Consider the following 20644-nt stretch of genomic DNA (forward strand, 5'->3'; position numbering starts at 1 on the left):
AGCAGTCAGTCCACCGGGCGTACGGCACGCGGACCCACGCACTCGACGCCGTACGCCCGGACCCGTTCCCGCAGTTCGCGGTCGGCCGTGACCACGACGCAGCCGCGCTCGGCATACGCGGCGGCCAGCTCCACGATCCGGTCGTCACCGCTCCCGGGCGCCGAGTCCACCCGTACACCGGGGACGGACTCGACGCTCCGGGCGGCGCCTTCGACGACGAGGACGATCTCCTCGTCCCCGCCCCGGCCGGCCAGCAGGTCGCGCAGCCGGACGGCCGCGCCCCGCCGGTCCCGCCACCAGCCGTCCGGCACCGAGCCGACGACGTTCGCGCCGTCCACGATCAGCACGTTCCGCACGGCATTCACGGCATTCACGGCGGCCGGGCCCTCAGAAGTCGCCGTAGTTGACCTGCCAGGTGGGCAGGCCCATCCGGCGCCAGATCGCGACCACCCGGTCCCGGTCGTCGAGCGAGACCCGTACCGCGTACCGGTGGCGCACATGCGTGTCGAACAGCTCCGCCTTCACCACGTCGTCGCGGCGTGTGTCGCCCGCCGCGCGCATCCACAGCTCGTCGTACGGCACCTCGTGGCGCCGCAGCCAGGACTCCGTCTGCGGACGGTGCTCCTCGCCGCGCCCCGACAGCAGCACGATCACGTCGCCGTCGGCACGCCGGAAGGCGTCGAGCGCGTGCCGCACGGACTCGTTGAGCAGGTCGAGCTCGCAGCGCGAGAAGTCGTACGGGCCCCGGTCGCCGGTCAGCGCCAGCGTGCCGTCGATGTCGCACATCACCGCCGCCGGCAGGGCCGGGTCGGGGACGTACTCCGTCACGGGCGGCGCGGCCACCCCGCTCGCCCCGCCGTTCATCCACTCCGACGTCAGCCGCCAGCCTCCCCGCCGGGCCTTCTCGTGCTTCTCGGCAAGGACGCGGATGATCTCCTCGCCGACCTGGCGCTCGCGCGCGGCGTCCCGGCGCAGGCACTCCTCCAGCGGGACGTCGGTGAAGTCGTGCACGACGAAGGTCGCGAGACCGCCGACCGCCGCCTTGAGCCGCTTGGGGATGTTCTTGGTCAGGTGGGTGTTGTCGACGACCACGTCGAAACCGCCGTCGACCGCCGCGCGGACCGCCGCGTCCTGGACGGCCAGCACGGTCTGCTCGTGCTTGAAGCTACGGCCCCGCGCGGGGTCCGGGAGGTCGAGCATGAGCCGCAGGTCGTCGAGGTTGACGCGGCGCATGCGGCCGCCGGCCGCGGCCTGCAGGGCGCGCGCGGCCGTCGTCTTGCCGGAGGCCGGCAGGCCCGTCATGACGTGCACGACGGGCAGCGGGGCCTCCTCGGCGGCGGCCACGGCCGCGTTCGCCTCCTCGGTCGCGTCTGCGGTCACTTCCTCGGTCGCGTCTGCGGTCACTTCCTCGGTCGCGTCTGCGGTCACTTCCGCGGTCACTTCCGCGGTCACCTCCGCGGTCGCGACCGTGTTCTCGGGTGTCTCTTCGGACACGGGTCAGTTCTCCTCGTCGTTCGTGAAGGGGTCGGACGTCTCCGGCCGCACGTTGCGCCATACGGCGAGCTCCGTGGACCGTCCGTCCAGGCGCAGGAACATCGCGGCCCGGACCTCCCGGTCGGGCAGTGCCTTCACGGCCCGGGCGAAGGCACCCCGGTCGGCGGCCAGGTGCGCGAGTCCCGCGTACGCCTCGTCGTTGGCGCGCTCGCGCCGCGCGGCCTCGCTCTCGATCCGCTCGATCACCTCGCGCACCCACGCGTCGAACTCGTCGGGCACCTGGTCCAGCAGCGCGTCGAGCGGCTTGCCGCCCGAGGCCTCGATCTCGGCGGCCGTGGTGCCGAGCCCCTGGGCGAGCTGCTTGACGGGCAGGCCGGCGAACCGCTGGATGCCGTGGGCGCGCCAGATGTCCCGCTCGGTGACCTTGGTGAGCACGCGGTGGAGCCGTACGTACTCGGCCAGCTTGGCCTTCGCACGCACACCGGAGGCGAAACGCAGCACGAAGCCCTCCGCCTGGGTGCCGGTCGCCGGGGCGCCGCCGGGCAGGGTGTTGGACTCGGTGAGCGCGATCAGCTCGCCGATGGGCATGGCGGGCCAGACCGTGACGACGGAGCCGATTCCCTCCCAGTGGGACGCGGCCTCGGTGAGCGGGACCTCGGTACCGTCCCGGCCGAAGGCCGCGAGGAGGACGAGGTCCCGGCGGTCGCCGTAGTCGACGACGATGCGGTTCTGCGGGTACAGGATCTCGGCGAGGTAGGTGGTGCCGGGGCGCAGGGCCGCGGTGTCCCGGCCGTCGAGCAGGCGCTGCGCCCAGGTCGCCTGGGCGCTGATGAAGGAACCCTTGGAGGCGACCCGCCAGCGGTCCGCGTAGTGGAAGACGACGGCGAGGCTGCCGTCGACCTTGTCGTAGACCTCGAACGGCTCGTCCGGGAGGGCGGGGGCGTACGGCTGACCCGACTCGTGCTCGCCGACGTTGAAGAACTTCGGCAGTGGCAGAGCGACGATCGCGCCGGTTTCGTCGTCGGCGACGAGTCCGCGGCAGCGTGTGGTGACGTCGTTCCAAACGCGTTCGTACTGGGCCGTCCGTGTGTAGGTGTAGATGGACAGCGGCAGTTCGGGGTGCGACTTGCGGGTCACGTACCCTGCGTCGATCGAGTCCGCCAGCGCCTGTGCGGGCAGCAGGTCATGCAGAGTCAGGGTCTCCTGGCTCATGGGGTCCTCCCGGTTTGAGATGGCTCATTCTCACGCGCGGGAGGGTGTGCCCGGTAGTCAATTATGCCTGGTCGGCGCCGTGCCCAGGCGGTTGATGTCGGCGGGCCGCAGGATGTGGCCGGGGATCTCGGTGCCGGGGGTGGCGACGGCGATCATGGCGCGGCCGAAGGCCTCGGAGGTGATGACGAGGTTCGGGGCGACCCGCCGCACGAGGGGGACCAGGGGGCCGAGGACGGCGTAGAACACCCGGGACAGACGGGCCTTGGAGGGCACGCCGCGCACCGGCTGGACGATGCCGGGGCGGAACATGTAGGCGCGGAAGGGGAGTTCCAGCAGGTCGTTCTCGGTCTTCCCCTTGACCCGGGCCCACATGGAACGGCCCTGCTCGGAGCTGTCCGTGCCCTCGCCGGAGACGTAGACGAAGGTCATGCCGGGATTGGCGGCTGCCAGCGGCCGGGCCACGGCGAGCGTCAGGTCGTAGGTGACGCGCCGGTACGCCTCCTCCTTCATGCCGACGGAGGAGACCCCGAGGCAGAAGAAGCAGGCGTCGTACGCGGCCGGGTCGATGCCGGCGGCGGCCAGGTCGGAGGGATCGTCCTGGACGCACTCGCGCAGCTTGGGGTGGCTGACGCCGAGCGGGGTGCGTCCGACGGCGACGACGCTCTCGACCGCGTCGTCACGCAGGCACTCACGCAGGACGCCCCGGCCGAGCATGCCGGTCGCGCCGAAGAGGATGACGTTCACGGCGGGCAGCCCCCTGGGTGTGTTCGGTGCGCGCTAGTGCGAGACACAGAGCTCGTTGCCCTCCGGGTCGGCGAGTGTCGTCCATACGCTGGGGCCCTGGCGGCCCTCGTGGAGGTGTGTGGCGCCGTTGGCGATGAGGCGTTCGACCAGTGCCTTCGGGTCGTCGGAGCCGGTACGGACGTCGAAGTGGGCCCGGTTCTTGACCGTCTTGGGTTCGGGGACGAACTGGAAGAGGACGCGGGGTGCGCGCTCCAGGCCCTCCGGGTGGCGGATCCCGGCGCCCGCCTTCCAGACGAGGGTGCCCCGGTGGGTCTTGGTGTCGTCCTCGCTCGCGTGGCCCGCCTCGATCAGGCCGCGGATGAACTGCTCGTCGCTCGGCTCCACTTCCCAGCCGAGGGCCTCGGCCCACCAGTCGGCCAGTGTGTGCGGGTCAGTCGAGTCGATGGTCACCTGGAATGTGTACGCCATGCCGGGACCCTACTGAGGTGGCGGCGCCGTCGCCACACGGCGCGAGGTGGCGGGGCGGGGGCACGGCGCGCGCGGGGCGGGCGTCAGCGGCCCCTCGCCCCGCTCCCGGCGGTGAGGTGCGAGGCGACCAGCGCGGCGAAGGTCAGCAGCCAGGCCCCGACGGCGATCCAGAGCAGGACCTCGCCCAGCGGGCGCAGCCAGGCGACGCCGGCCGGGTCCGCCACGGAGAGGCAGGCGGTGGCCGTCATGCCGAGCGGGAAGACGGTGGCCCAGCGCCGGATGTCGTAGCGCGGCCGCGGGTGACGCAGTTCGGCGGCGAGGAGGACGGCGTACCAGACGAGGGACAGGGCGAGCAGGGCCAGAGTGACGGTACGCAGGGTGGTGTGTGCCGAACCGGTCCATACGGGTGACGCGGTGAGCTTGGATCCGGCCAGGGCGGAGATGGAGAGCGCACCGCCCGCCACCCAGTGGTCACCCGCCCCGCCCACCACCTCGCGCAGGTCGAAGCGGAAGAGGGCCGCCAGGTAGAGCAGCAGGCCGAGGCAGAAGGCGGCCAGCGCCGCCCGTGCCAGCGGGTCCTGGTGGCCGGCGTCGGCGAGGGACGCGGCGAGGAGGGAGAGTCCCTGGGTCGCCACGCAGCCGAGGAAGGCCGCTCCCGGCATGCGCCGCCGCCAGTGCCGCAGGACGTTGAACAGCAGCCCGGGCCAGAGCACCGCCGCCACCACGAGCAGCACGGCGGCCGCCGTCTGCCAGCCCTGCTGCGAGAGCCGGGCCCCGATGACGGTGGTGGCGGCGACGGCCGTCAGCGCGGCCGGTGTGTCGGCCTCGGCGCGGAACCGCCCGCGGTCGCCCAGCAGCCGGGCGGTGAAGTCGGCGGCGAGTACGAGCCACAGCGCCCCGGCGACGACCAGCGCGGCCAGTGACGCCGCCTCCTGCCCGGTCAGGTGCAGGCCGACGGAGATGATGCCGGTGGCCATGACGGCGGCTCCCGCCGCGGGCGGGAGCCCGGTCCACCAGTCACGGCCGGGGAGGATGCTCACGCGCCCAGCGGACCGCACGGGTCGGCCGGCTGCCTGCGGACGGGGCCGACGCGCCGCGGGAACCACACGGCCGGACGCGGAACCTCGTGCACGCAAGATCAAGCGAACTGCGCGCGATGCACAGACCGGACTCAGACGCGGACCTGCCGGTCCGTCACAGGGGAGCGGACCGGCGGGTCCCCGATCCCTCGCACGGGCGCGCCGATCCGCGCGCCACCGGCGCGGCCCTCCGGGTGCGGGGTAGCGTCGGACCCCCTCGGTGGGTGGCCGGAACTCGCACTTGCCAGCTTGGTTAGGTCTACCTAACCTATGGCTCGCCCACGCTGGAGAACACCGGCACGACTTCGGGACCCGTCCCCGACCGAAGGAGCCTCCCCCCATGAACGCACGTCTCGACCATGCCCAGCCCTACGCCGTCGGCCTGTTCCGGATCGTCACCGGACTGCTCTTCGCCTCGCACGGCGCCGCTTCCCTCTTCGGTGTCCTCGGCGGTGCGCACGGTGGCGGAACCGTCGCCGCCGGCACCTGGCCCGGCTGGTACGCCGCCGCCATCCAGCTCGTCGCGGGCGCCCTGATCCTGCTGGGTCTCGGCACCCGGGCGGCCGCCTTCGTCGCCTCCGGTTCGATGGCGTACGCGTACTTCACCGTGCACCAGCCCGGTGCGCTGTGGCCGCTGCAGAACGGCGGCGAGGCCTCGGCGATGTTCTGCTGGGCCTTCCTCCTGCTGGTGTTCACCGGCCCCGGCGCCCTGGCGGTGGACGGGCTGCTCTCCTCGCGTTCGGCGGCCTCCGCCGGACGGCGGGAGGAGAACCGTCCGGAGGCCGTCACCGCCTGAGGAATCGATTCAGCACCCCGCGCGCCGGCGCCACTCGCACCCCGGCGCCCGGGCCCCTCAGCGAGGCGGTGCGACCAGCCCATCTCGTAGGCCATGATGACGGGTTGGACCCGGCCCCGGGCGCCGATCCTGGTGAACAGACGCGAGACGTGCGATGTGGCCGGGGCCGCCGAGATGAGCGCACCGTGGCCCGGGTCGTCGTGGGGACTCCGCACCGCGGCGAGCCGGCCGACGGTGGTCCGGGCCGGTCTGTCGGGGCCGGGCCGGCTCGCCGTGACCGGTATGACGGCGGTGCGCGTCGGCGCCCTGGCCGTCGAGCACGGGATCGTGATCCTCGAACTCGGCACCCGCAGGCCCACGTTGGGGGAGGTACTGGCCGAACCGTGCGCCGCTTCCCGGACCGTGTCGGCCGAGGCCGGCCCGCAGGGCGGGCGATAGCGTGGGTGCATGGAGGAACTGGGCGGGGTGGAGATCGTCGGCTTCGCGGACGCCGAGGCGTTCGAGAACTGGCTGGCCGAGCACCACACGCGGCGCGAGGGCGTGTGGATCAAGGTGGCCAAGAAGAAGTCCGGGATCGCGTCGGTCACCGATGACGAGCTGGTCGACACCGGGCTGTGCTACGGCTGGATCTCCGGGCAGCGGCGCGCCCTCGACGAGCGGTACTACCTGCAGAAGTACGTGCCGCGCCGACCCAGGAGCCTGTGGTCACAGGTGAACGTGGACAAGGTCGCGGAGCTGAGCGCCGCGGGGCGGATGCGTGAGCCCGGGCTCGCCGAGGTGCGCAGGGCGCAGGCGGACGGGCGGTGGACGCACGCCTACGAGTCGCAGCGGACGGCGGCGGTGCCACCGGACCTCGCGGCGGCCTTCGAGGCGCACCCGGCGGCCGCGCGGGCGTTCGAGGCACTCGACCGCACCGGGCGCTACCAGGTGATCCTGCCGTTGCTGCAGGCGCTCACGCCGGAGACCAGGCAGGCCCGGCTCGACCGGGCGGTGCGGCTGCTGGGGGACGGCGGGGCCGCCTCCGCGGACACAGGGGGCACGGGGGGCGCGGGGGCGTAGGGGGTGTCTTGTCGGTCGGGCCGGGAGAAGGCGTCAGGCCTGGCCTCCCCACGGGGAGACCAGGCCTGGCGGAAGGCGGAGTCGCAGGTCAGGAGCGCTGGTCGCGGGCCTTCTCGGCCTTCTCGGCCTGCTTCTCCTTGATGCGGACCGTTTCCTTGCGGACCTCGGCCTGGGTGGTGCGCTCACGCTGGAGCCACTCGGGGGCTTCCTGCTTCAGCGCTTCGATCTGCTCCGTGGTGAGGGGCTCGGTGACCCCGCCGCGGGCGAGGCCGGCGATGGACACGCCGAGCTTGGCCGCCACCACCGGTCGGGGGTGCGGACCGTTGGCGCGCAGCTCCTTCAGCCACTGGGGCGGATCGGCCTGGAGCGCACTCAATTCGCTGCGCGAGACGACACCCTCCTGGAACTCTGCGGGGGTGGCCTCGAGGTACACGCCCAGCTTCTTCGCCGCGGTCGCGGGCTTCATCGTCTGGGTGTTCTGGTGCGACGTCATGGTGTCAAGAGTATCGAGCGTGTGCGCTACCTCCGACCACGACCGGTAACCTTGCGGGGTGACAGGCTCGGAAGTACCCCATTCGTTCCGGCTCGCTTATGTCCCGGGGGTGACACCCAGCAAGTGGGTGCGTATCTGGAACGAGCGGCTGCCCGACGTCCCGCTGACCCTGGTCGCGGTGTCCCCGATCGAGGCGTTCGGCGTTCTGCGGGCGGGCGGCGCGGACGCCGGATTCGTGCGGCTTCCGGTCGACCGTGACGACCTCAGCGCGATCCCCCTCTACACCGAGACGACGGTGGTCGTGGTCCCCAAGGATCACCTCGTGGCCGCTGCGGAAGAGGTGTCCACCGAGGATCTCGCCGACGAGATCGTGTTCCACCCGCTCGACGACACCCTGGACTGGGAGCAGCTGCCGGGCAAGCCCGCGATCGAGCGCCCCGAGACGACGGCGGACGCCATCGAGCTGGTGGCCGCCGGGGTCGGTGTACTCGTCGTCCCGCAGTCGCTGGCCCGCCTGCACCACCGCAAGGACCTGACCTACCGGCCGGTCTCCGACGCGCCCGCCTCGCGGGTCGCGCTGTCGTGGCCGCAGGAGGAGACCACCGATCTGGTGGAGGAGTTCATCGGGATCGTCCGCGGCCGGACCGTGAACAGCACGCGGGGGCGCGCACCGACCCCGCCGCAGCCCAAGGCGAAGCGCAAGCGGCCGGAAACGGGTGCGGGTGGCGCCGGCGGTGGCGGCGCGCAGCGGAAGGCGGGGGCCGGGAAGTCCTCGTCCGGGAAGCCGGCGGGCAAGAACCCCCGCGGCGCCTCCGGCGGTCCCAAGGGCGGAAAGGGCGGGAAGGGCGGCAGGCCCGGCCGTCGCCCGTAGGACCGGCCGACGTCCGTAGGACCGGCAGGTCCGCCTGCGACGGCCGGGCTTCGGGGATCCGGCTCACCTCGCGGTGTATGCAGGAGGAATGGATCTCCGGCCGCCGTCGTCCCCTCGTCACCACCGGTCCCCCAGGGTGAGCCGCGCGCAGCTGGCGGTCCCGTTCGCGCTGATCGCCCTCGTGACGCTGATCGACGTGCTCGCTCCTCCCGAGGTGCACCTCGGACCGTTCCTGGCCGCCGCCCCGGCCGTGACCGCGTCGTTCGCGGGGCCGCGGATGACGGCCTTCGTCGGACTGGTCGCCGTACTGGCCCAGGTGGTGGTCGCGACGGCGCGCACCACCCTGACCGACCTGAACCACACCTTCCAGATCATTGCGCTCGTGATGATCTCGGTGTTCGTGACCTTCTTCGCCCACCTGCGCGAGGTGCACGAGAAGGAGGTGACCCAGCTGCGCTCGGTGGCGGAGACCGCCCAGGAGGTGGTCCTGCGGCCGCTGCCCGACCGGATCGGCCCGCTGAACGTCGCCTCCGTGTACCTGGCCGCCGCGGCCGAGGCCCAGATCGGCGGCGACCTGTACGCCGCCGCCCGGACCGCCACCGGCACGCGGCTGATCATCGGCGATGTCCGGGGCAAGGGCCTGGAGGCGGTCGGGGAAGCCGCACTGGTACTGGGCGCCTTCCGGGCCTCCGCCCACCAGGAGGCCGGGCTTCCGGGCCTGGTGGACTACCTGGAGGCGGCGGTCTCGGCGGACCTGGACGGCGCCGGGGACGAGGGCGAGAGCTTCGTGACCGCGGCCGTCCTGGACATCCCCGACGCCGAGCCGGTGCTGCACCTCGTCAGCTGCGGCCATCCGCCGCCGCTGCTCGTGCTGCGCGACGGCGGCGCCGAGCAGTTGGAGGTGGACCGGCCCGCGCCGCCGCTGGGGCTGGCCGGGCTCGTGGCGTCGGCGGTCACCGCGCAGACCTTCGCCTTCGCCGAAGGTGACGTCCTGCTCCTGTACACGGACGGTGTCCTGGAGGCACGCGACCGGGCGGGCGCCTTCTACCCGCTGGCGCGGCGCGTGACCGCATGGTCGGGCCTGCGTCCGCAAGCACTGCTGGACCGGCTGTGCGAGGACCTGCTCAAGCACGCGGCCGGCAACACCCTGGACGACGACGCGGCGATGGTCGCGATCGAGCGGCCGGCGGCACCGTAGGGGGTGTGAGCCGGTCCCGGTTTGCCAGAATCGGATCATGCTGACCCTCGGAACGATCGTCATGGGAGCCGCGGACGTGCGGCGGGCCGCGGAATTCTGGAGCCGGGCGCTGGGGTACGTACCCCGTGGCGGCCAGGTGGACGACGGCTGGACGGTCCTGGTCCCGGCCGACGGCGGCGGGCCGGGCCTGGCGCTCGGCCGCAGTGTCACGCCCGTACAGGAACGGCCGCGCGTCCACCTCGACCTGTACGCGGCGGACGCGGCGGAGCAGGCGGCGGAGGTGGAGCGGCTGGTCCTGCTGGGTGCGCGGCACGTCGACTGGGATTCCTACCCGGAGGGCCCGGATTTCGTGGTGCTGGCGGACCCCGAGGGCAACCGCTTCTGCGTCATCGACGCCACGCACGGCTGAGGCCGTCGGCCAGAAGAGGACGCCCGTGAGCGGAACGGATGGATCCATAGGCACTCCTGCATGGGTCCGCGCAGGTCAAGCGGGTGTTGGGCGCCCGGTCCGGCTCAGGGGAGCCAAACCGGGAGCCACGCCGCTCTCATGCTGTGACCGCGAGGGTTCACCGGGTTGGTGAAGCGTCCTGTGCTTATGGCTGATGAGTGACGCCGCTACTGGAAGCGGGAGACGAAGCGGCGCTGCCAGGGGGTCTCGACGGCGCGCGGAGCGTAGTGCTCCCGGACATAGGCGACGGCCTCACGGCTGGGTACCCCGTCCAGCACGGCAAGGCATGCCAGGGCGGTGCCGGTCCGTCCGTGTCCGCCGGCGCAGGCGATCTCGACGCGTTCGGCCTCGGCGCGTGTCCATGCCTCGCGCAGCGCGTCGGCGGTTGTGGCGCGGTCGGACGGCAGCCAGAAGTCGGGCCAGCGGAGCCAGCGGCTTTCCCAGGCGACCGGCGGTGGCCGGCGGCCCAGCAGGTGGAGCGCGAAGGTGGGCTCCGGGCCTTGCGGGAGTGGCCGGCTCAGTCCCCGGCCGCGGACGAGCCGGCCTGAGGGAAGTCGCAGCACGCCCGTCATCGTGGGTTCCCATGTGGCGTTCACGGTGCGAGCGTAGCCCCCGTGCGGACCGTGCCCAGCGGCCGGACGAGCGCCTCGTGGACCACGTACCTGGAGGCAGGCTGGATCGACAACGCCTATTTCGAGGTCTGCGAGATCGGCGCCGGCAGCGGTGTGATCGCGAGCTGCGAGGCCTCGGGCGTGATGAACAACCCGTTCGACGACTCCTCCCTGCAGGACGCAACACGCGGGCTCCGCGAACCCCCTTCCTGATGCCCCGCTTTCCCCTGCCTTAAGCGGAACCTAAGACTCATCAGGGCCGCACCGAAACGAACGAATGTCCGTTTCGGTGCGGCTAGCGTGCTGCCGGATCCCCAACTCCCCAGTAACACAGAGGCAGGCACGCGATGGGCAGCACAGTCGGGCACCGGCGCAGGACGAGCCGTACGGCGAAGGTCACGGGCGCGATCGTGACGGCGGCGGTGATCGGTGGGGTGGCCTTCGCGTTCACCGGGACCGCGCAGGCGACCTCCGTCGGAGCCGTCTACACCAAGTCCAGCTCCTGGAGCGGCGGTTACACCGGCCAGTACGTCATCACCAACAGCACCGGCACGGCGCAGTCGGACTGGACCCTGCAGTTCGACCTGCCGGCGGGCACGAAGATCGACTCGCTCTGGAACGGCACCCACACGGTCTCCGGTCGCCGCGTGACCGTGAAGCCCGCGAGCTGGAACGGACAGCTGGCGGCCGGGGCCTCCGTCACCGTCGGCTTCGTCGCGAGCGGAACCGGCACCCTCGGCGACCCCACCGGGTGCCTGATCAACGGGGTGAAGTGCTCGGTGGACCAGGGCGCCACGGCCCAGCCCAGCGGGCGCCCCACCGCCCGGCCCACCGTCACGGCGAGCCCGGCCCCGACCGCGTCCGCCACCTCCGCCGCGCCCACCGGGACCAAGCCGCCCTCCCCCACGGCGACCGCCCCCACCGGAACTCCCGCCCCCGGGGGCGGCGGCGCGCGCTTCGCCCCGTACGTCGACACCTCCCTGTACCCCGCCTACGACCTGGTCGACACCGCGACGAAGACCGGGGTGAAGGAGTTCCACCTCGCCTTCATCACCTCCGGCGGCGGCTGCGCACCGCTGTGGGGCGGCGTCACGGATCTCGCGAACGACAAGGTCGCCGCCCAGATCGGTGCGCTGCGCGCCAAGGGCGGTGACGTACGGGTGTCGTTCGGCGGGGCCGCCGGTCACGAACTGGCGCTGAACTGCGCCACCGTGGACGAGCTGGCCGCCGCGTACGGCAAGGTCGTCGACCAGTACCGGCTCACCAAGGTCGACTTCGACATCGAGGGCGCGGCCCTGCCGGACACGGCGGCCAACGCGCGGCGTGCGCAGGCCATCGCCCGGCTGCAGAAGTCCCACCCGGGCCTGGACGTGGCCTTCACGCTGCCCGTGATGCCCGAGGGCCTGACCCAGCCGGGTGTGGCGCTGCTGGCCGACGCCAAGAAGAACGGTGTGCGGGTCGACGCCGTCAACATCATGGCGATGGACTACGGACCGGCGTACAGCACGGACATGGGGCAGTACGCGATCCAGGCCGCGACGGCCACGCAGGCGCAGATCAAGGGTGTCCTCGGGCTGTCCGACGCGGCGGCGTGGAAGGCCGTGGCCGTCACGCCGATGATCGGCGTGAACGATGTCGCGAGCGAGATATTCACGGTGGAGGACGCGACGCAGCTCGTGGAGTTCGCCGCGTCGAAGGGGATCGGCCGGCTGGCCATGTGGTCCTCCACGCGGGACAAGCAGTGCGCGGCCGGGGCGGTCAACCACGCCGACGCGACGTGCAGTTCGATCCTCCAGCAGCCGCTGGCCTTCACCAAGGCGTTCGCCGCGCTCAAGTAGCCGCGCGAGCCCGCGCGGGCCTATGCGTGGATGCCCGCGCGGGCGGCGAAGTCGAGTGCCGCGTCGAGGCGCGGGGCCGGGCGGCCTTCGGCGTGGGCCACCGCCAGCAGCGCCGCCACGGCGTCCGCGTCCGCCTTGCGTTCGCGCACCAGGGCCGCGAACCGGGCGACGGCCTCGGTCAGGCTCGGCGCCAGCGCGTACGGGGCGTCGAACGAGGACACGGTGAGTCCGAGGAACTCCTCCTCGTCCGGGCCCACCCAGGCCGCGGCTCCGTCCAGTCCGTCCTCCCGCACCTCGTCCGGGTAAGGGATGCGGTGCCACGCGCCGTTCTCCCACCAGTAGACGAAGCCGAAGAGATTGCCTGCGGCGTCGTCGCGCAGGAGGTCCCAGGGCAGCCAGTCGGGGCCGCCCGCGAGGAAGTCGATCTGCTCTCCGCCGACATGGGTGTGGCTGCCGTCGGGGTCCTGGCCGCAGAACACCGCGTGCCCGCCGTCCAGCAGGGTCAGGCGCCACCAGCCGCCCGCGCCCGTGGAGTGGCACCACAGGCCGTCGTCGTCGAGGGCGAACTCGGTGCCCGTCGAGCAGGCGGTGTCGACGATGGCCATGGTCACCGCTCTGGACCAGAGCAGTTCGGGGTGTTCGAGGTCTTCGGGCCGGCTCGGCGTGTGCATCGTGTGGTCTCCTCCCGGGTGCCGGGCAAGCCTCGCATGCGGGCCCGGGTCGGCCGAATTGTCCGTGGGCCGACGTGAACGACGTGACCCTCGTGGCCGAGGTTTACGACAGCAGCGGCACCCTGCCGGCTCCGCGGGCCGGGGACCCCGAGAACGGAGGCGGGTTCGGCTGGGGCATCGTGTTCTACGTGCTGACCGCGCCGGCCGACGAGCCCCGGCACGGCTACGGCGTCGTCACGGAGGCCGCAGCCCTGTCCGAAGGACAGGTGCGGCTGCCCATCGGGACGCTCTACGGGGTGCTGGACCGGCTGGCGGCCGAGGGAGTCATCGAGCTGGACCGCGAGGAGGCCCACCAGGGCCGGCTGCGGAAGTACTACCGCCTGACCGGGACCGGCGAGGTGGCGCTCGCCGCAGAGGCCCGGCGGATGGCATCGGGCGCGCAGGCTGCCGTCCGGCGGCTCGCCGCCCGGCGGGCCGTCCGCGAAGCCCCTGCGGCACGACCCGAGGGCGCGACGGACACCCCGTGACCCCACCGCTCACGCGCTGCCCGCATGCTGAGAAGATCCCGGCCCCATCAAGCCTGCCCCCGCGCGGATCCCGCCATTGTGACCGACGCGCCAACTCCCTTATCGGAATGGCGGGTTACGGTCCGGCCATGTCTTCGAACATACGAACCCTCCCCGCTCCGCACAGCCGCCGCGCCCTGCTGCGCACCGCCCTCGCGGGCACGGCGGCGGCCGCCGGAGCGGGTCTGACCCTCGGCGCGGCCATTCCCGCCTTCGCCACCCCGCGGGATCCGGAGAGCACGGAGCCCGTGACCACCCCCGCGCAGGCCCTGCGTCGGCTGGCGGCCGGCAACCAGCGGTGGCGGACCCGGGACCAGGAGCACCCGCACGAGTCCGCGGCCGTGCGCCGCCGGCTCGTCCAGGGCCAGCAGCCCTTCGCGATCGTCCTGGGCTGCGTCGATTCACGCGTTCCGCCCGAGCTGGTCTTCGACCAGGGGCTGGGTGACCTGCTGACCGTACGGTCGGCGGGCGAGGTACTGGACGAGGCGGTTCTGGGGAGCATCGCGTACGGGGTTCTGGAGCTGCGCATACCGCTCGTGCTGGTCCTGGCCCATCAGTCGTGCGGAGCGGTCGCCGCGGCGGTCCACGCCGACGAGTCGGGCGAGCCGCTCCCCGCTCACATCCAGTACCTGGCCGATCAGATACGGCCTTCCATCGATCACAGCCAGCACGGCGAGGCCCGCGTCGACGCGACGATCAACGCGCACGTACGCAACGTCCGCAGACGGCTCGCGGCCGAGCCCGACCTCGCCGGAAAGGTGGCCACGGGCGAACTGGCCGTGCTCGCGGCCCGCTACGAGCTGCGCGACCAGCACGTACGCACCCTGGCCTGACGGCGGTGGTGCGTGCGGGCCCATCCCGGTCGAGCCTCCGACCGGGATGGGCCACGGTTCACGACCCTCAGGCGTTGACGCAGATGTTGCCGGCGGTCGGGTTGAGCAGGCCGATCACGTTGACGCTGTTGCCGCACGCGTTGATCGGGACGTGGATCGGGATCTGGATCAGGTTGCCCGAAAGCACACCGGGCGAGCCGGCCGCGATGCCCTCCGCGGTGGCGTCCGCCGACGCCGAGGACGCACCGCCGATGACCGCCAGGCCGAGCACCAGGGCAAGACCCGCACTCTTCAGAACACGCGACACGTGACATCTCCTTGTAACCGCACAGCGGCGCCGGAGCACCGCACAGCCCCGAGCGGGGCCGTCGCCCTTTCCTTCGGCAGCTGACGGCCTCCCGGCCTGGTTCCGGCCGCCCGGTTCCCTCGAATTGGTGGACCCCCGCCTCCGTTCGGAGGTACGGGAGCGCCGTAGGGGCCCTGGCGACCCGACCCGCTTGTCGGACCATCCGACCGACTCCCCAGTCCTGTGGCGCTCCCCGCATCCCGACCGTCACGATCCCCCGCTGTTGCGCCGTCGCCCGAGGAGCCTGCCCTGTTCCTGCTTCAGCCCGGCGAACCCGCGCCGCGCGTAGGCGGCTGTCTCCTCGCTGGGGAACGGCACCACGGACTGGTGCTCGCCGTGGTTCCCCTGCTCCCATCGGGCGACCGTGATCTCGTAGCCGGAGACATGGGCGCAGAGCTGGAGCAGGATCGGCGGCATTTCCGGTTCGCTCAGGAGGTCCGCGTGCTTGATGACGAGGTCGCGCATCCGCTGGATGTTGGGAAGGAAGACGGTCGTGACCCACAGCCGCCACTCGGCGAGTTCCTCCTCGGTGGGCGGCAGCTCATGGGCGAAGGGCGACCGGCCGTCGGAACGGGCGTTGCGCTCCATGAACGCGCCGAAGATGCGGCTGTTGGCTTCCGTGAGGGCGAACAGCGGTCCGTAGAACTCGCTGAGCTGCCGGTTGACCCGCGCGAGCCGCTCTTGTCGCTGCGCCAGGCGCAGGCCGTTGAGGTAGGTGACGGTGTAGCCGACGAACGCCAGAACAATGGTGACGACCCATGTGATCATGAGAGGTGATGCTAGTAAGCCACTTTCCCCGTCGGCCGGTTGGAGGCCCCGAGGCCCGTCCGTAGCCTGAAGCGATGCGCTTCCCAGACGCTTTGTCCCAGGCCCTGCACGCTCCTGCCGATCCGCCGCTCCGGCCGCTCCCGGACCCGGTGGTGGACCTGCTCCGGTCCCTAGGCGCACCGCCGCGGCTGGCCGCCCATCTGCGTGCCGTCCACGACGTGGCGGTCCAACTGGTCACATGGATGGACCATCGCCATCCGCAGATCGCCGTCGACCGCGCGGCCGTGCTCTTCGGGGCGGCGACCCACGACATCGGCAAGACCGTGCACACGGACGAACTGTCCGAGCCCGGCTCCTCGCACGAAGAGGCGGGCCGCGCGCTGCTGTCGGCCCACGGATTCGGCCCGGACCTGGCCCGCTTCGCCGGAACCCACGCCTCGTGGACGGCTCCCGGTACGACGCTGGAGGACCTGCTGGTGAGCGTGGCGGACAAGGTCTGGAAGAACAAGCGTCTCCCGGAGCTCGAAGACCTCGTGGTCGCGCGCCTGGCCCGGGCGACGGGCGGTCAGCACTGGGAGGAGTACCTCGCGTTCGACGATCTGCTCACGCACATCGGTGACGGAGCCGACGGGCGGCTCGCCTTCCAGGCGTCCTTCCCGGTGCACGCGTAGCCCTGACGGCATTTCTTAGCATCAGAGGTCAACTATTCGTCCGGTCGCCGCCGGGACGACTAGAAAGGTCGGGACCGAACCGGACCGGACCGACGACGGGGATGATGCCCCCGTCGACGTCCGGAATGACGTCTAAGGCGGTGGATGCGCGTGCGTAGATGCGGCAGAATCGAATTGATAGCGGTCAGATTACTTCCGGAGAGACCGAGTTCCGAGTCCTCCACCTGACGCGGTCGGCCCCGCCGCAGCCTGTGCCGATAGGCGGGAGCAGGGCTGACCTGGACGCAGGGAGGAGGGATTCCCCGACCTCCTCCCTGCGTATGCGGCTGTGTGTTTCCTTCACGAATTCCCGGCCGCTCGGCGCAGGCGCCGCCGCGGCCTGACGCAGGCCGCCGACGTGCGGCGTTCGGGGACCCCACCGTGGGGCCACGTCCTGACCGACACGGTGACCGGCTGCGGCGTGGCCGCGTTCCGGCGTGCACCGCACGCGGAATTGCGCCGGTTCCCGAAAGGCCCTGCGAGGCTGCCTTGTTTCCGCGCCCCGGCCGACGTGATGTCACGCAGTCGCAGCAGTCGAACGCAGCCGAACAAACTCACCTGAAACTTTTTCATATGGGCACCCATCCGCAGGCGTTGGGGCACCGAAGGATGAACGAGAGCCTCTCCAGGGCCTCGTTCACAACCCGTACGATCTGCGATTCCCGTCCTGGGGATCCACGGAACAGGAGCGAATGTGATAGTCAAGCGCGCCGGTCGCCACGTGGCTCTCGCCGCCATACCCGCCGCCGTGGTCCTGACCCTCGGCCTTTCCGGACCAGCTCTCGCGCAGGGCGGAAAGGCGTACCAGATCGACCTGGCGCAGCTGAACAACTCGGGCTCCAGCGGTACGGTCATGCTCACCCTCAAGGGCAGGCAGCTCACCGTACAGATCGAGTCCAAGGGCATGGTGCCCGGACAGCCGTCGGCCCAGCACCTGCACGGCTCGACGAAGGGGCACGACTTCCACTGCCCGGACGCGACCGACGACAAGGACGGCGACGGGGTCCTCAGCAACACCGAGGCCACGCACGACTACGGTGACATCAACATCTCGCTCACCACGGGCGGGGACACCAAGCCCACCAGCGGCCTCGACGTGCTGCGCATGCCCGTCGCCGACGCGCAGGGCACGATCCGCTACAAGCGGACGATCGAGGTCGGCCAGGACGTCGTCGACCACATCAAGGACCTGCACGTCGTGCAGCACGGCATCGACCGCAACAAGAACAAGAAGTACGACTTCGAGGGGGCCGGCAAGAGCGAGCTCGACCCGAAGCTGCCCCAGGAGGCCACGGCTCCGACCAACTGCGGAGAGGTCAAGGGCGCTGCCGTGGGGTCGATCCCCGTCGGCGGCATCGAGACCGGCGGCGGCACCGAGGAGCACACGGCGGTACCGGTGACGGTGCGCGACGGTGTGGCGATCACCGTACTCGCGGTGGTGGCGGGTGCGGTGATCATCGGGCGGAAGCGGGCCGGTGTCGGCTCCGTCCGCAGGGGGACCACCGGGGGCGGCGCGTGAAGCCGGCCCCCACGCGGCTCCGCCGCCGCACCGCAGGCCCGCTGGCGGCCGTCGTCCTCGCCGGACTCCTCCTCTCGGGGTGCGGCGGCGGCCAGGACGCGGCGCAGCCCGCCGCCCCGGCGGGACAGAACCTCCCCGGCGGGGCGCCGGCCGGCGCCGATGCCTCGCCCACCGGGAAGGCGCCCGCAGGGGGATCGAAGGGCGGCACAGGGACGGATGCCGGTGCGGGCCAGGCCGAGCAGGCCCTGGCCCGGTCAGCGCCGCAGAAGATCACGATCCCCTCCCTCAACGTGACCAGTTCCCTGGAGACGCTGCAGCAGAACCCGGACGGCACCATGCAGACCCCGAAGGACCCCGCGCTCGCGGGCTGGTACGAGCCGGGGCCGACCCCCGGCTCCCAGGGACCGGCCGTGATCGCCGGGCACGTCACGTGGAACGGCGCATCCGCGGTGTTCGAGAAGCTGAAGACGATGAAGGGCGGTGACACCATCAAGGTCACCCGGCAGGACGGCAAGACGGTCACGTTCACGGTGGACCGGGTCTCGGAGTACCCGAAGGCCGAGTTCCCCACGCTGGAGGTCTACAAGAACATCGACCACGCGGGCCTTCGCCTGGTCACCTGCGGCGGCACTTTCGATCCCAAGAAGCACTATTACGACAGCAACGTGGTGGTGTTCGCCCGTATGACGGGCGCCGCGTAGCCAGGACGACGGATCCGGGAACACGCCCGTCGGCCGCAGGGCCCCACTGCGGCTGACGGGCCCGGTCACCGCCCGACCGGATGAGTATCCGTACTCATGGCGTGAGCATGATCGCGCAGCCACGATGGAGCACCGGAACGGATCTTCATCGAGGGGGACGACAGCCATGGGTGCGACCGTGGAGGAACGCGGGGGCGGGGAGAACCGCGGCGGAAGGGCGCGCAGCGCCCGGGAGTTGCTCGGCCCATCGGCCCGGCCCGCCGGTGTGGGTGCGCTGCTGGGTGTCCTGTGGCTCGTGGTGGCGGTGCTGCCGTGGGACTTCGACGACCTGTGCCACAGCGACGAGCCCTGGGGGTGCCTGGGGTTCGGACTCATGATGATGGCGGCCGTCCCGCTCGTCACCACTCTGGCCGGCTGGGTGCTGCTGCGCGTGGCGGGTGTCCGTCCCGCCTGGCGGGTGGCCGCTCTGGGCGGGGTGCTGGCTTTGGCGGCCGAGTACCTGTTCTCCCGGACAGGGGGCGGGTCCCTCCTGACCTGGTACGCGATGCCGCTCCTGATAGCCGGGGCCTACGCGGCCGCGGCCGCCGTCGCGCTGCCCGGAGTCGGCTCCCTCCGCCGGTGGGGGGTGCTCGCCGCCGCCCTGCTGCTGATGTGGCCGTTGTCGGCAGCCCTCGGCGAACGCAGCATCTCCGCGTACACGGAACGGCAGATCGCCTCCTCCGCGGTCCCGTTGCTGGCCCCCGAGCTGCGGAACTACCGGCTGTACTTCCCGGAGGCCGACAGCTACGACGGCACGTTCGGCTATCTCCTGCTGCCCAGGCCGGTGGAGACCAGCGCCGCCGACCGCGAGCAGCGCGGTGTCCGGGTCACCGTGGCCCCGCAGGTCCCCGGTTTCGCACCCCCGGACGCGTGCGAGGTCGACCGCGGCGGCACACGGGTCGGCGCGGGCCCGTGCGAACAGGTCGCCCCCGACACCTGGCGCACGTCGTCGAACGGGTACATCCGCTACATCGCGCGACGCGAAGGCGTCATCGTGGTGCTGAACGGCGGTGGACCGACCGTTTCCGACGAGGACCTGAGGGCCATGGCCGGGTCCCTCACCGTACGGAAGCCCGCCTTCTTCCTCGACCCGAACGGCTAGTACGCCGGGCCCCTGTGTACGGCGGCACCCGGCCCGTCGCCGGGTCGGGTGCCGCCGCGCAGGGGGCGTGTCAGTCGGTGGCGTGCGTCCAGCTCGTGCACAGGGCCCAGATGATGAACACGTCGATCGCGATGATGATGATCGACCACCAGGGCTGGTAGGGCAGCCACATGAAGTTGAGGATCACGCTGATGCTGGCCAGTGCGATACCGGCGCCCCTGGCCAGGTTCGAGCCGGCGAACAGGCCCACCCCGGTGAGGATGACGATGATCCCGACGATGAGATGGATCCAGCCCCACGCGGTGAGGTCGAATTCGAAGACGTAGCTTCCGACGCGTGCGTAGACGTCGTCCTTGGCGATGGCCGCGATGCCCTGGAACACCGCGAGACAGCCGGTGACCAGGAGGAGGACCGCGGCGAACAACGTGCCCACGTTCCCCGCGCCCTGGCTGTCGCCGCTTGGGAACGGCGTAGTGCCCGGCGCAGGGCCGGTGTTCCAGTTTCCCCCGGTCGGTGTCGGCTGGCCCATGGAATTCACCTCACAGTTGGCGGTACAGCGCAGGACCGTCCTGCTCCGGCTCGTCGGTCACAGGCTTCGGTGCCCACATCGCAGTGTCGTCCGGCGGTCCGGTTCCTGTGATCACCCGAAGCGGGTGGTCTTCACCCGGGCACGCCCTGCGGCATGCCCGGTGGCTCCCGTTCAGGCGGGCAGTCGGCGCATTTCGAGCACCCGCAGGCCCAGGGACTGGAAGCGGGTGAGGAGCCCGTACAGGTGGGCTTCGTCCGCCACGCTGCCGAACAGGAGCGTCTGCTCCGGTACGGGGATCCGGTCGAGCTCGGGAAAGCTCGCGGCGAGCGTGTCCGGTACGACCCCCGAGATGCGGAATTCGTAGCGCATGAGAGCACTCACTCCTCTCGGAACGAAAGGCTTCGGAGCCCGGGCCGGTGCTGGGGGGTGGGTGTGGGGGGGGGGCGGGGGGGCGGGGGGGGCGGGGGGGGGCACCACCCCCCCCCCCCCCCCCGAGCCGCCGGAGCCCCCCCCCCAACGGCCCCGACCCGCGCGCCGCCCAGCCCCCGG

General features: G+C 71.9%; 27 protein-coding genes. 14 read left to right on the forward strand and 13 right to left on the reverse strand.

All coding sequences use genetic code 11. The features are described 5' to 3' along the window. Positions 1–5: 5 nt before the first annotated feature. The 6 genes from ACFY0D_RS10445 to ACFY0D_RS10470 form a co-directional block, all read right to left on the reverse strand. Positions 6–356 (reverse strand): NTP pyrophosphohydrolase, encoded by a 351-nt coding sequence (locus ACFY0D_RS10445; protein WP_390797927.1) that lies wholly within the window; start codon positions 354–356, stop codon positions 6–8. 31 nt (positions 357–387) lie between these two features. Then, positions 388–1494 carry an AAA family ATPase gene (locus ACFY0D_RS10450; RefSeq protein ID WP_390797928.1) on the reverse strand — a complete coding sequence of 369 codons (1107 nt, stop codon included), beginning with the start codon at positions 1492–1494 and terminating at the stop codon, positions 388–390. A gap of 3 nt (positions 1495–1497) precedes the next feature. Further along, on the reverse strand, positions 1498–2706 hold the full coding sequence (locus tag ACFY0D_RS10455) for an RNA ligase (protein ID WP_390797929.1): 1209 nt from the start codon (positions 2704–2706) through the stop codon (positions 1498–1500). 57 nt (positions 2707–2763) lie between these two features. Next, positions 2764–3450, reverse strand: a complete 687-nt coding sequence (locus tag ACFY0D_RS10460; RefSeq protein WP_390797930.1) for an epimerase — start codon at positions 3448–3450, stop codon at positions 2764–2766. A 33-nt stretch (positions 3451–3483) separates the two neighbouring features. After that, positions 3484–3918: a VOC family protein gene (locus tag ACFY0D_RS10465; protein WP_351158991.1), complete on the reverse strand. Its 435-nt coding sequence runs from the start codon at positions 3916–3918 to the stop codon at positions 3484–3486. A gap of 83 nt (positions 3919–4001) precedes the next feature. After that, positions 4002–4958: a tellurite resistance/C4-dicarboxylate transporter family protein gene (locus ACFY0D_RS10470; RefSeq protein WP_390797931.1), complete on the reverse strand. Its 957-nt coding sequence runs from the start codon at positions 4956–4958 to the stop codon at positions 4002–4004. Between the two features lie 379 nt (positions 4959–5337). On the opposite strand from ACFY0D_RS10470, the gene ACFY0D_RS10475 reads away from it, so the two are divergent. From ACFY0D_RS10475 to ACFY0D_RS10485, 3 genes are all read left to right on the forward strand, one after another. Further along, positions 5338–5793 carry a DoxX family protein gene (locus ACFY0D_RS10475; protein WP_390797932.1) on the forward strand — a complete coding sequence of 152 codons (456 nt, stop codon included), beginning with the start codon at positions 5338–5340 and terminating at the stop codon, positions 5791–5793. Positions 5794–5967: 174 nt separating this feature from the next. Beyond that, positions 5968–6231, forward strand: a complete 264-nt coding sequence (locus ACFY0D_RS10480; protein ID WP_390797933.1) for a hypothetical protein — start codon at positions 5968–5970, stop codon at positions 6229–6231. A 9-nt stretch (positions 6232–6240) separates the two neighbouring features. After that, the gene (locus ACFY0D_RS10485) at positions 6241–6852 is read left to right on the forward strand and encodes a YdeI family protein (RefSeq protein ID WP_390797934.1); all 612 of its coding nucleotides are present in this window, start codon (positions 6241–6243) and stop codon (positions 6850–6852) included. 88 nt (positions 6853–6940) lie between these two features. On the opposite strand, the gene ACFY0D_RS10490 is transcribed toward ACFY0D_RS10485, so the two are convergent. Continuing rightward, positions 6941–7345 carry a DUF5997 family protein gene (locus tag ACFY0D_RS10490; RefSeq protein ID WP_390797935.1) on the reverse strand — a complete coding sequence of 135 codons (405 nt, stop codon included), beginning with the start codon at positions 7343–7345 and terminating at the stop codon, positions 6941–6943. 58 nt (positions 7346–7403) lie between these two features. Between ACFY0D_RS10490 and ACFY0D_RS10495 the strand changes: the two genes are divergently transcribed. From ACFY0D_RS10495 to ACFY0D_RS10505, 3 genes are all read left to right on the forward strand, one after another. Beyond that, complete coding sequence (locus tag ACFY0D_RS10495) at positions 7404–8216, forward strand: LysR substrate-binding domain-containing protein (RefSeq protein ID WP_390797936.1); 813 nt, start codon at positions 7404–7406, stop codon at positions 8214–8216. A gap of 88 nt (positions 8217–8304) precedes the next feature. Then, positions 8305–9414 (forward strand): PP2C family protein-serine/threonine phosphatase, encoded by a 1110-nt coding sequence (locus tag ACFY0D_RS10500; RefSeq protein WP_390797937.1) that lies wholly within the window; start codon positions 8305–8307, stop codon positions 9412–9414. A gap of 37 nt (positions 9415–9451) precedes the next feature. Next, the gene (locus tag ACFY0D_RS10505) at positions 9452–9823 is read left to right on the forward strand and encodes a VOC family protein (RefSeq protein ID WP_390797938.1); all 372 of its coding nucleotides are present in this window, start codon (positions 9452–9454) and stop codon (positions 9821–9823) included. A 206-nt stretch (positions 9824–10029) separates the two neighbouring features. On the opposite strand, the gene ACFY0D_RS10510 is transcribed toward ACFY0D_RS10505, so the two are convergent. Then, positions 10030–10458, reverse strand: coding sequence for a protein-tyrosine phosphatase family protein (locus ACFY0D_RS10510; protein WP_390797939.1), 429 nt, complete (start codon positions 10456–10458; stop codon positions 10030–10032). An 18-nt stretch (positions 10459–10476) separates the two neighbouring features. Between ACFY0D_RS10510 and ACFY0D_RS10515 the strand changes: the two genes are divergently transcribed. Next, a complete protein-coding gene (locus ACFY0D_RS10515) occupies positions 10477–10686 on the forward strand; it encodes a hypothetical protein (RefSeq protein WP_390797940.1) in 210 nt (69 codons plus the stop codon). Between the two features lie 134 nt (positions 10687–10820). Further along, entirely contained in the window at positions 10821–12311 is a 1491-nt protein-coding gene (locus ACFY0D_RS10520) for a cellulose binding domain-containing protein (protein ID WP_390797941.1), read from the forward strand. Positions 12312–12331: 20 nt separating this feature from the next. On the opposite strand, the gene ACFY0D_RS10525 is transcribed toward ACFY0D_RS10520, so the two are convergent. Next, a complete protein-coding gene (locus tag ACFY0D_RS10525; RefSeq protein WP_390797942.1) occupies positions 12332–12982 on the reverse strand; it encodes a hypothetical protein in 651 nt (216 codons plus the stop codon). A 74-nt stretch (positions 12983–13056) separates the two neighbouring features. On the opposite strand from ACFY0D_RS10525, the gene ACFY0D_RS10530 reads away from it, so the two are divergent. Next, positions 13057–13509: a PadR family transcriptional regulator gene (locus ACFY0D_RS10530; RefSeq protein WP_390797943.1), complete on the forward strand. Its 453-nt coding sequence runs from the start codon at positions 13057–13059 to the stop codon at positions 13507–13509. 128 nt (positions 13510–13637) lie between these two features. Further along, positions 13638–14381 carry a carbonic anhydrase gene (locus ACFY0D_RS10535; protein WP_390797944.1) on the forward strand — a complete coding sequence of 248 codons (744 nt, stop codon included), beginning with the start codon at positions 13638–13640 and terminating at the stop codon, positions 14379–14381. A gap of 67 nt (positions 14382–14448) precedes the next feature. Here the strand turns inward: ACFY0D_RS10535 and ACFY0D_RS10540 are convergent, their stop codons facing one another. Both ACFY0D_RS10540 and ACFY0D_RS10545 read right to left on the reverse strand, forming a co-directional pair. Next, complete coding sequence (locus ACFY0D_RS10540) at positions 14449–14688, reverse strand: chaplin (RefSeq protein WP_390797945.1); 240 nt, start codon at positions 14686–14688, stop codon at positions 14449–14451. A gap of 246 nt (positions 14689–14934) precedes the next feature. Beyond that, a complete protein-coding gene (locus ACFY0D_RS10545) occupies positions 14935–15495 on the reverse strand; it encodes a hypothetical protein (protein WP_390797946.1) in 561 nt (186 codons plus the stop codon). 74 nt (positions 15496–15569) lie between these two features. Here ACFY0D_RS10545 and ACFY0D_RS10550 point away from each other — a divergent pair, with 74 nt between their 5' ends. From ACFY0D_RS10550 to ACFY0D_RS10565, 4 genes are all read left to right on the forward strand, one after another. Further along, on the forward strand, positions 15570–16166 hold the full coding sequence (locus ACFY0D_RS10550) for an HD domain-containing protein (RefSeq protein WP_390797947.1): 597 nt from the start codon (positions 15570–15572) through the stop codon (positions 16164–16166). Positions 16167–16899: 733 nt separating this feature from the next. Then, positions 16900–17724: a hypothetical protein gene (locus ACFY0D_RS10555; protein WP_390797948.1), complete on the forward strand. Its 825-nt coding sequence runs from the start codon at positions 16900–16902 to the stop codon at positions 17722–17724. After that, entirely contained in the window at positions 17721–18425 is a 705-nt protein-coding gene (locus ACFY0D_RS10560) for a class F sortase (RefSeq protein WP_390797949.1), read from the forward strand. The genes ACFY0D_RS10555 and ACFY0D_RS10560 overlap by 4 nt, the downstream gene beginning before the upstream one ends. Positions 18426–18591: 166 nt before the next feature. Beyond that, the gene (locus tag ACFY0D_RS10565) at positions 18592–19566 is read left to right on the forward strand and encodes a hypothetical protein (protein WP_390797950.1); all 975 of its coding nucleotides are present in this window, start codon (positions 18592–18594) and stop codon (positions 19564–19566) included. Positions 19567–19636: 70 nt separating this feature from the next. Here ACFY0D_RS10565 and ACFY0D_RS10570 read toward each other — a convergent pair whose 3' ends face one another. Together ACFY0D_RS10570 and ACFY0D_RS10575 are read right to left on the reverse strand one after the other, a co-directional pair. Next, a complete protein-coding gene (locus ACFY0D_RS10570) occupies positions 19637–20095 on the reverse strand; it encodes a hypothetical protein (RefSeq protein ID WP_390797951.1) in 459 nt (152 codons plus the stop codon). Positions 20096–20266: 171 nt separating this feature from the next. Further along, complete coding sequence (locus tag ACFY0D_RS10575; protein ID WP_189744317.1) at positions 20267–20464, reverse strand: hypothetical protein; 198 nt, start codon at positions 20462–20464, stop codon at positions 20267–20269. Positions 20465–20644 lie beyond the last annotated feature (180 nt).

Source organism: Streptomyces sp. NPDC001502 (assembly GCF_042894785.1).
GTDB lineage: Bacteria > Actinomycetota > Actinomycetes > Streptomycetales > Streptomycetaceae > Streptomyces > Streptomyces kutzneri.

What these genes read in the sequence shown, in the direction of transcription:
- ACFY0D_RS10455 (WP_390797929.1), bottom strand. Translation starts at nt 2,706, where the DNA reads ATGAGCCAGGAGACCCTGACTCTGCATGACCTGCTGCCCGCACAGGCG.
- ACFY0D_RS10465 (WP_351158991.1), bottom strand. Translation starts at nt 3,918, where the DNA reads ATGGCGTACACATTCCAGGTGACCATCGACTCGACTGACCCGCACACA.
- ACFY0D_RS10475 (WP_390797932.1), top strand. Translation starts at nt 5,338, where the DNA reads ATGAACGCACGTCTCGACCATGCCCAGCCCTACGCCGTCGGCCTGTTC.
- ACFY0D_RS10480 (WP_390797933.1), top strand. Translation starts at nt 5,968, where the DNA reads ATGAGCGCACCGTGGCCCGGGTCGTCGTGGGGACTCCGCACCGCGGCG.
- ACFY0D_RS10485 (WP_390797934.1), top strand. Translation starts at nt 6,241, where the DNA reads ATGGAGGAACTGGGCGGGGTGGAGATCGTCGGCTTCGCGGACGCCGAG.
- ACFY0D_RS10490 (WP_390797935.1), bottom strand. Translation starts at nt 7,345, where the DNA reads ATGACGTCGCACCAGAACACCCAGACGATGAAGCCCGCGACCGCGGCG.
- ACFY0D_RS10500 (WP_390797937.1), top strand. Translation starts at nt 8,305, where the DNA reads ATGGATCTCCGGCCGCCGTCGTCCCCTCGTCACCACCGGTCCCCCAGG.
- ACFY0D_RS10505 (WP_390797938.1), top strand. Translation starts at nt 9,452, where the DNA reads ATGCTGACCCTCGGAACGATCGTCATGGGAGCCGCGGACGTGCGGCGG.
- ACFY0D_RS10520 (WP_390797941.1), top strand. Translation starts at nt 10,821, where the DNA reads ATGGGCAGCACAGTCGGGCACCGGCGCAGGACGAGCCGTACGGCGAAG.
- ACFY0D_RS10525 (WP_390797942.1), bottom strand. Translation starts at nt 12,982, where the DNA reads ATGCACACGCCGAGCCGGCCCGAAGACCTCGAACACCCCGAACTGCTC.
- ACFY0D_RS10535 (WP_390797944.1), top strand. Translation starts at nt 13,638, where the DNA reads ATGTCTTCGAACATACGAACCCTCCCCGCTCCGCACAGCCGCCGCGCC.
- ACFY0D_RS10545 (WP_390797946.1), bottom strand. Translation starts at nt 15,495, where the DNA reads ATGATCACATGGGTCGTCACCATTGTTCTGGCGTTCGTCGGCTACACC.
- ACFY0D_RS10550 (WP_390797947.1), top strand. Translation starts at nt 15,570, where the DNA reads ATGCGCTTCCCAGACGCTTTGTCCCAGGCCCTGCACGCTCCTGCCGAT.
- ACFY0D_RS10565 (WP_390797950.1), top strand. Translation starts at nt 18,592, where the DNA reads ATGGGTGCGACCGTGGAGGAACGCGGGGGCGGGGAGAACCGCGGCGGA.
- ACFY0D_RS10570 (WP_390797951.1), bottom strand. Translation starts at nt 20,095, where the DNA reads ATGGGCCAGCCGACACCGACCGGGGGAAACTGGAACACCGGCCCTGCG.
- ACFY0D_RS10575 (WP_189744317.1), bottom strand. Translation starts at nt 20,464, where the DNA reads ATGCGCTACGAATTCCGCATCTCGGGGGTCGTACCGGACACGCTCGCC.